The following is a 7,274-nucleotide window of genomic DNA, read 5'->3' on the forward strand; positions in this document are numbered from 1 at the left end:
CGCCGAGGGAAAAGTAAGCATTTCCCAGATTTCCCAGAGATATCCCCTCGCTTTGGCGGTCTTTTATTTCTCGCGCGATCGCCAAGTCCTGCTGAAGGTACTCGATCGCTTTGGCGTAGTCGCCGAGGGCAAAGTAAGCATTTCCCAGATTTCCCAGAGCTTTCCCCTCGCTTTGGCGGTCTTTAATTTCTCGATAAATTATTAGTGCCTGTTGCCAAGACTGCAATGCAGCTTGAAATTGACTAATCTGATACTGCTCAATCCCTTGGTCTAACAGTCGGTCTGCTTCGGCTTTCCGCTCAGCTTGCGTTTGAGCCAAGGCCTGAGAATTGATGATTTTAAATTGAGAGTTAGGGATAAATCGAAACTCACCTATAGTCAGCGCCGCTAAGATTGAGATCAGTCCCGACCATCCTATTTTTTGCAGTTTCATAACTTTTGAGTCGCCTCTGGTTTGAGTATCCGCTTGACACATCAAAATATTGCTAACACTTATTAAAGCTCAAATGCCACTCCATCAGAATTGTCTGTCTTGATTTTCCTCCCGCTATCTACAGCAATACATTTGCAGTTGGAAAAGATATAATTAAGCGGTGCATCTATTTAGGTAAAAACTCAATGGCTAACTCAACTCCAGAAACACCGCAACCAGACAAAAAAGAATTAGCTAACATCACAGCTAAACCTCAAGAACAACAAGAAGAACCGCCAAATAAGGGTGACGGGCGGAAATAGTCGATCGCTCGGAATGATACCGCAGCAGAAGGTAAAGAAACCGGGTTGTTTGACTTTTATTGAAGGTTTTAAGCAAATATTTTGGTTAAACAACCCGGTTTCTAGTTATCCGCGAGTTTAGGAAATAACTTGACAAATTATTCCGTTTGTGCAGTTGCGTTGTTCGATCGTAAATTCGGCTTTTCCGGCTTCCCTCTGCGTCCATCCAAAGAAACCACATCAGCCTCAGAACTCTCCCTCGCCACCCGAATCAGCAAACCCGACAACAACAAACTCGCCAACATCGAAGAACCCCCGTAACTAAAAAACGGCAGCGGCAAACCCGTAGTCGGCAAAACCCCCGTCGCCACCCCAATATTCAGCAGCGACTGTCCCACCATCACCACCATCACCCCAATCGCCACCAACTGACTCTCACTATTTCGAGCCTTCATCGCTACCCTCAAAGCCACAGTAGAGTAAGCCGCTAACATCAGCAACAGCGAGAAACCTCCCACCAAACCAAACTCCTCAGCAAACACAGCAAAAATAAAATCGCTGTACTGAATCGGCAGATAAAATAACTTTTGCTGCGACATCCCCAAACCCACACCCCAAATGCCCCCAGAACCCACAGCCAGGAGACTTTGAATCAACTGATAGCCGTCTTGCATCGGGTCAGCCCAAGGATTGAGAAAAGACATAATCCGGCGACGCTGATATTCCCTCAAACTAATACTTAAAACCGCTAAAAGCATTCCCCCCATAGCCGTGGCGCCCAACTGCAAGTAAGGCAAGCCCGCAGCCAAAGCCACCAACCACAAAGTCATCCCGCACAAAGCCGTGGTACTTAAATTCGGCTGCAACAAAATTCCCAACAGCATTGCACCGAAAATTAACAGCCAAGTTAAGCGAACTTTATTTGTCAACCGGGACCAGTTGCCGAAAATCCGGGCGCTTTGGAGAACAAAAAACGGCTTAATCAACTCCGAAGGTTGAATAATCGGAACCGGGCCCAGAGATATCCAGCGAGTCGCCCCGTTGATTGTGGTTCCCACTCCCGGAACTAAGGTCAACCAGAGCAATCCCAGCAGCAATAAAACGCCTAACTGAGATGTTTTCATGATGTAGCGCAGTGGGGAGTACACTATCAAGTTAAAACCGGCCAGCCCGATCGCCACTGCGATTAGCTGTCGTTTAAAATAATAAAGGCCGTCTCCAAATTCATAATTTGCAATGGGATAGGAAGCCGAAAACAATGCTGTGAGCCCGACAAACAGCCACAGAAAAGTCAGCCACCTCAGCCACCGGGCCTCAGCGGCCCATTGAGACGCGCTGGGGTCAAAAAAAGGAATCAAGCGTCGAATGTCATTAGCCATAGGATTTTAGAATGATCTCAATAAACTCTAACAAATATGGCTAAAGTACCAGATTGGTTAATTTACGCATTAATCTGCTCGCTGTTATATGGTTTGTGGGGATTTTTTGGCAATTTAGCCACTAAATATATTGACTATAAAACGGCTTTTGTTTATGAAGCAATTGGCGCTATTTTAACTACTTTATTTATTATTATCCAAACTAATAATTTTAGTTTTGAGGGAGATGTTAGGGGAATTTTGTTTGCTATGCTAGTTGGCGTTTGTGGCACGGTGGCATCATTAGTATTTTTTATAGCCCTTGGCAAAGGTGAAGTTGCCAATGTAGTGAGTGTTACTTCTATCTACCCGCTGATTACTATATTATTATCGTCTTTATTCTTGAAAGAGGCTATTACATTACCACAAATGCTTGCTGTTTTGTTAGCGATAATCGCAGTGATACTTTCTGCTTATTGAAATATTTGTCAATGATTAGATTAACAACGCTGGACATTATTTCTCCTACTATAACAACAAAAAAGAGGTCATCGCGACCTCTTACCCCTCTACTAATCCAGCTTCGGCTCTTAAAGCAGGCCTGTATTAGCTCCGGGCTTACCGGTAGCCAGTTGCACTTTAATAATTCTGCCGCCCATTTTCATAATTCTTTGCTGTTCCCGGAACCAGTTGTCGTAAGGAACGAGCTTAGTAAAATAGGTATTTTGCAATTCGCGCTGAGTGCGGATGCGAGTTTGACTGGGGACGCAAGCAGTCACCTTAAACATTCTCATGGGAAACTAACTCCTGAGTAGGTTTACAGATTATTAGATGGATTTTTTAAAGATTGAAGGCAGGGAGTTAGGAGTCAAAACTAGCTCGTTAAAACTCGTCGGGCTTTCTCGACAAGCCTTTGACGGTCTAGCAATCACTCTCAACTTCCCTGACCTCTTTTCAAAGCCAAAGGTAACAAGTCCAAAGTAAAAAGTTAAAAGTTAAAAGAGGCAAGAAATAAATCTTCTTCCTTCTTCCGACTTCCATCGGACTGAAATCTGTTACATCCGTTACAGAATCCGTTGCCGAACTTCCTTTTTCCTTCTTCCTTCTTCCTGAGTCTTAGCTCAAGCCAGAGCAGATGTAGTCGAAATAGACGCCCATTTCTTTACCAGCGTCAGAACCGACCAAACCGGCGGTGACTTCTTTCATTGCTTGGATTGCTTGTACGGTAGAACCGATGGGCACGCCCAAGGAGTTGTAGGTTTCTTTCAAACCGTTGAGCACGCGCTCATCGAGGATGGAAGGGTCGCCAGCTAGCATAGCGTAGGTGGCGTAGCGGAGGTAGTAGTCCAAGTCGCGGATGCAAGCTGCATAACGGCGAGTGGTGTACATATTGCCGCCGGGACGAGTTACGTCAGAGTACAACAGAGACTTAGCAACTGCTTCTTTGACGATTGTGGCTGCATTGGCGCTGATGGCTGTAGCGGCGCGGACGCGCAGTTCGCCAGAAGCAAAGTAGTTCTTGAGCTTGTCTAGAGCGCTGATGTCCAGGTACTTACCTTGAACGTCAGAGGAATTGATAACGGCGGTAATTGCGTCTTGCATGGTTGTCTTGTTTCCTAGAAAGTGGCTGAGTCAGTCCAATTTTGGAGCTAGAATTTGGAATTTGGGATTTGGGATTGAAGATTTTTAAGTGGCTGGTTATGTGCAAAAGCTTTTAACTTGTTGCCGGCAACCCCCAATTTTTCAATCTAAAATCGAAAACCTAAAATCGAAATTCCTTACTGCATCGCACCGATAACGTAGTCGAAGTAGGAGGAAGCTTCGGAAGCATCTTCTCCAGACAGCAGCGAACTTGCTGCATTTTTCATAGCGCGAACGCCTTCGGCGACGGCTTCAATCGGGGTGCCGAGAGATTTGTACATTTCGCGGACGCCGACAATACCGATTTCTTCGATCGGAGTAATGTCGCCAGCTACGATTCCGTAGGTGATCAAACGCAGGTAGTAGTCGAGGTCGCGCAAGCAAGTTGCGGTCATTTCTTCGCCGTAAGCGTTGCCGCCGGGAGAAACAACATCAGGGCGCTTTTGGAAAAGTTGGTCGCCTGCTTGCTTGACGATGCGTTCGCGGGATTCGCTCAAAATTTGGGCGATGCGGACGCGGCGTTCACCAGAGGTGACAAAGCTCTTGATCCGATCTAATTCACCTGGGCTCAAGTAGCGAGCTTCGGCGTCTGCGTTGACGATTGATTTGGTGACGATACTCATCTTGTGTGTACCCGCTGGATATTTTGCTATATGAACTGCTTTGCGCTGAGCTAGCGAAGTCGGGCGCTTGCGTCCCGTATCTTTCCTGCTCAGGCAGGAGCTTTGACGCGGAAGGCTGGACTTTCCACACTCAGCAACTGTTGAAGTTGTTGGTGGGTGACTGCCTTCGGTGCTTAACGGCGCTGGTTCTTCACGCCGGTGCGGTTGTGAGTGCTCGCACTAAGCCTGTCGCTTACAATACCATAAATGACTGATGCGATCTTTAATTTACGATCGAGATTGCAGCAGGCCACTTAGTGGCGATCGAGTGACTGTCGGGCAGTTAGTAAGGATATTGCTTCTCTGACACAACTACCTCTCGCAAGTATTTTGAGGCATTATGTTCACATTCTGAGTGTTACTGTAATAGTTTGTAACATTCCTTTTCATATTTGGGCCCTCGCTTGGGTCTTATAAGTTAAAATTTCACAGTTAAAAAATTGCTAAAATTATCGGGCAGCAAGGGTTACAGCCATTGAAACCCGGAGAGGGGGATTTGTGGCGGGCGACGGCGCGAGGCTCAAAGACTTGGCCCTGAGATGGAGACAAGGGAGACAGGGGAGAGACAGCGGGGAGATGTGCGGGGAGATGTGCGATCGGAAATCGTGACTTTCGAGCTTGTAGCTAAAATTTGGCTCTCGTCCAAAAACGGATACTGGCTGGCCGACACTCGTCGCCAGCAACCCAAAATTTTAGACCAAAGTTTAAGCTCCCAGACTCATCTGTGGAATAAATCTAAAATCTAAAATCCAAAATCTAAAATCGATCGACTCTCACTTTTAATCTGGTGCGCCGTGAAAAGAAATCTATCAGCCCTTAAAAAAGCTTTGCAGTTTGGAATTAGCGGTGCTGTCGGCGGTTTCGTCGGCAATCTCATCACCGAACCTTTCATGCAGCGACTCCCTGGTTCGGAATCTTTTTTTGATAGTGTATTGTCTACAGGTCGCTGGTTTGGATTGGTAGGCGGTGGCATTGCTACTGCTATCATGTTCGGCTATTATTACTATATCAAAGGCAAGCCTCAAATTAAACAGGCTTTAAAAAATGGCGGATTGTTTGGTTTAATAGCAGGAGCAATTTCTGGGGCGATCGCCGAAGGTATTTACAGCGGAATTGGCGACGGAAACAACGAATTATTACGAGTAATTTGCTGGGGAATAGCTGGCAGTTTGTTAGGATTGGGACTTGCACAGAGGATTCCTAATTTGGGAGCGCTTCGCGGCACGGGAGGTGGCGGTGTTGGAGGAGTTTTGGGGGGCTGTTTGTTTATTCTGTTTGCTTACAATCTATCCGGTACTGCCGGCCGTTTAGCTGGCTGTGCTGCGATCGGTTTTTGGATTGGAATTATGCTAGTTGTAGCCGAAACTTTGTTCAACAAAGCTTGGCTGGTAATTAGTTACGATACCGGAGCAAATCGCACTCTCACTCTGGGTTCGGAACCGATCACTTTTGGCAGTGATGAAAATTTGTCTATTATCTGCATTCCTAATGTTTCGCCCTTGGCTATGCGCTTTCAATTGGAAGCCGGTCAAATTGTTTGCGAGAATGTTGATAGCGGGGCGGTGAGTTATTTGCGATCGGGCGACCAAAAGAAAATCGGCAACTGTACAATTACAGTAGGAAACTCTGACTTGCCAGCCCCAACACCAGCAAATATTCCGCCTACCTTTATATCAGATCGGCCCGCAGTAAATTCTTTTACCAGCAGCCAATTATCTCTGAAATTAGGCAGTCGAGTTATTCCTCTGAGTGCGGGAACTCAACTATTTACCTCTGACATACCGAGTTTAACAGCCGCAGCATCTAACGGTCTTGTAGCTATAGTCACTTCTCGATCGAGAAACGAGCTTTCGTTAGGATTGACCAATTTGTGCGATCGCGCTTGGTGGGCTACCGACATTCAAGGTGATATAAAAATGGTAGAACCTGAAAGTACCCTGACTTTGGCGTTGGGAACTCAAATCGAATTCGGTGAATTAGAGGGCGAGATAGTCTAAGTAAGAGACTAGAAACTGAGATATTGCACCATTGTCAATAAGTCTTTCATGGGCGGGCAGGATGCCAACCCACAAAAAAAATTACTCTTTGTGGAACGGGCATCTTGCCCGTTCTTAACAGGATCTCCGGCCAACCCACAAAAAAAATTACTCTTTGTGGAACGGGCATCTTGCCCGTTCTTAACAATAATTCAAGCAGAACTGCTGCTAACTCCATTAATTACCGCCGCACCAATCAAATGAGCTAAACGCAAAGCTTCAGGAACTTTTCCAGTGTCTGTCAAACGCTGCAGAACCAGCGCAATTACTTCGGGTTTTTCGCCGCAAACTTGAAAAAAGAAAGGTTCAAAAGCGTGAATTTTACCAGCGCGGCGCAACAATTCTAAACGGTATTCCGAGTCTGGTAAATGACCGAGGGCTTTTTCAACAGCAGCTAAATCTGGTTGGCGGCGCATGACAGCAACGCAAGGAATTTGCAGGCGCGATGCTAACTGGGGAAGGTCAATAATATTGAAGCCGCCGAAAGCAATTCCGTCTAGCAAAACCAGATGCAATTGTGGCAAAAATTTGCCTCCGATTAGTAGCCCAGAAATAGCATCTGTGGCATCTAATCCGTCGGGGAGGACTTGTCCCCATACCATTCCTTCAAATCGAGTTCCCCCGCAGACTATGCCTGCGATCGACACCAGACTGCCGCTTGTACGAGAAAATGGAGCGTCGTCAAAGCCAATAACCTTAATTGTGCGATCGAGCCTGAGCAAATCTGCCAGTTTCAACTTGTGGAGTTCCCTAAACTAAAGTTTTTGAGATTACCTTGTATTTTACATATAGCAATCCTAAATGATTTTCTGTGTGTAACTATATTGACGTATTTTGGGGAAATCAAATGTATGTTCGTTAGT

9 protein-coding genes are annotated in these 7,274 nt (G+C 46.0%); 3 read left to right on the forward strand and 6 right to left on the reverse strand.

Features of this window, described 5'->3' with window-relative positions:
* On the reverse strand, positions 1-433 hold a 433-nt coding region (locus tag QUB77_RS21835; RefSeq protein WP_333176802.1), incomplete at its 3' end, for a tetratricopeptide repeat protein.
* Between the two features lie 439 nt (positions 434-872).
* Positions 873-2,093, reverse strand: a complete 1,221-nt coding sequence (locus QUB77_RS21840; protein ID WP_333176800.1) for an FtsW/RodA/SpoVE family cell cycle protein — start codon at positions 2,091-2,093, stop codon at positions 873-875.
* 36 nt (positions 2,094-2,129) lie between these two features.
* Here QUB77_RS21840 and QUB77_RS21845 point away from each other — a divergent pair, with 36 nt between their 5' ends.
* On the forward strand, positions 2,130-2,552 hold the full coding sequence (locus tag QUB77_RS21845; protein WP_333176798.1) for an EamA family transporter: 423 nt from the start codon (positions 2,130-2,132) through the stop codon (positions 2,550-2,552).
* 110 nt (positions 2,553-2,662) lie between these two features.
* On the opposite strand, the gene QUB77_RS21850 is transcribed toward QUB77_RS21845, so the two are convergent.
* The 3 genes from QUB77_RS21850 to apcA all read right to left on the reverse strand — a co-directional run bounded on the left by QUB77_RS21850 (position 2,663) and on the right by apcA (position 4,336).
* Positions 2,663-2,866 (reverse strand): phycobilisome linker polypeptide, encoded by a 204-nt coding sequence (locus QUB77_RS21850; protein WP_006634929.1) that lies wholly within the window; start codon positions 2,864-2,866, stop codon positions 2,663-2,665.
* A gap of 322 nt (positions 2,867-3,188) precedes the next feature.
* Positions 3,189-3,674 (reverse strand): allophycocyanin subunit beta, encoded by a 486-nt coding sequence (gene apcB / locus QUB77_RS21855; RefSeq protein WP_006634930.1) that lies wholly within the window; start codon positions 3,672-3,674, stop codon positions 3,189-3,191.
* A gap of 176 nt (positions 3,675-3,850) precedes the next feature.
* Positions 3,851-4,336 carry an allophycocyanin subunit alpha gene (gene apcA / locus QUB77_RS21860; RefSeq protein WP_333176795.1) on the reverse strand — a complete coding sequence of 162 codons (486 nt, stop codon included), beginning with the start codon at positions 4,334-4,336 and terminating at the stop codon, positions 3,851-3,853.
* Positions 4,337-4,914: 578 nt separating this feature from the next.
* Here apcA and QUB77_RS21865 point away from each other — a divergent pair.
* Complete coding sequence (locus tag QUB77_RS21865; RefSeq protein ID WP_333176793.1) at positions 4,915-5,121, forward strand: hypothetical protein; 207 nt, start codon at positions 4,915-4,917, stop codon at positions 5,119-5,121.
* A gap of 48 nt (positions 5,122-5,169) precedes the next feature.
* On the forward strand, positions 5,170-6,372 hold the full coding sequence (locus QUB77_RS21870; protein WP_333176791.1) for a hypothetical protein: 1,203 nt from the start codon (positions 5,170-5,172) through the stop codon (positions 6,370-6,372).
* Between the two features lie 191 nt (positions 6,373-6,563).
* On the opposite strand, the gene QUB77_RS21875 is transcribed toward QUB77_RS21870, so the two are convergent.
* The gene (locus QUB77_RS21875) at positions 6,564-7,148 is read right to left on the reverse strand and encodes an endonuclease dU (RefSeq protein WP_333176788.1); all 585 of its coding nucleotides are present in this window, start codon (positions 7,146-7,148) and stop codon (positions 6,564-6,566) included.
* Positions 7,149-7,274 lie beyond the last annotated feature (126 nt).

The sequence above is a fragment of the Microcoleus sp. AT9b-C3 genome (genome assembly GCF_036705485.1).
Classification (GTDB): Bacteria; Cyanobacteriota; Cyanobacteriia; order Cyanobacteriales; family Microcoleaceae; genus Microcoleus.

What these genes read in the sequence shown, in the direction of transcription:
- QUB77_RS21840 (WP_333176800.1), bottom strand. Translation starts at nt 2,093, where the DNA reads ATGGCTAATGACATTCGACGCTTGATTCCTTTTTTTGACCCCAGCGCG.
- QUB77_RS21845 (WP_333176798.1), top strand. Translation starts at nt 2,130, where the DNA reads ATGGCTAAAGTACCAGATTGGTTAATTTACGCATTAATCTGCTCGCTG.
- QUB77_RS21850 (WP_006634929.1), bottom strand. Translation starts at nt 2,866, where the DNA reads ATGAGAATGTTTAAGGTGACTGCTTGCGTCCCCAGTCAAACTCGCATC.
- apcB (WP_006634930.1), bottom strand. Translation starts at nt 3,674, where the DNA reads ATGCAAGACGCAATTACCGCCGTTATCAATTCCTCTGACGTTCAAGGT.
- apcA (WP_333176795.1), bottom strand. Translation starts at nt 4,336, where the DNA reads ATGAGTATCGTCACCAAATCAATCGTCAACGCAGACGCCGAAGCTCGC.
- QUB77_RS21865 (WP_333176793.1), top strand. Translation starts at nt 4,915, where the DNA reads ATGGAGACAAGGGAGACAGGGGAGAGACAGCGGGGAGATGTGCGGGGA.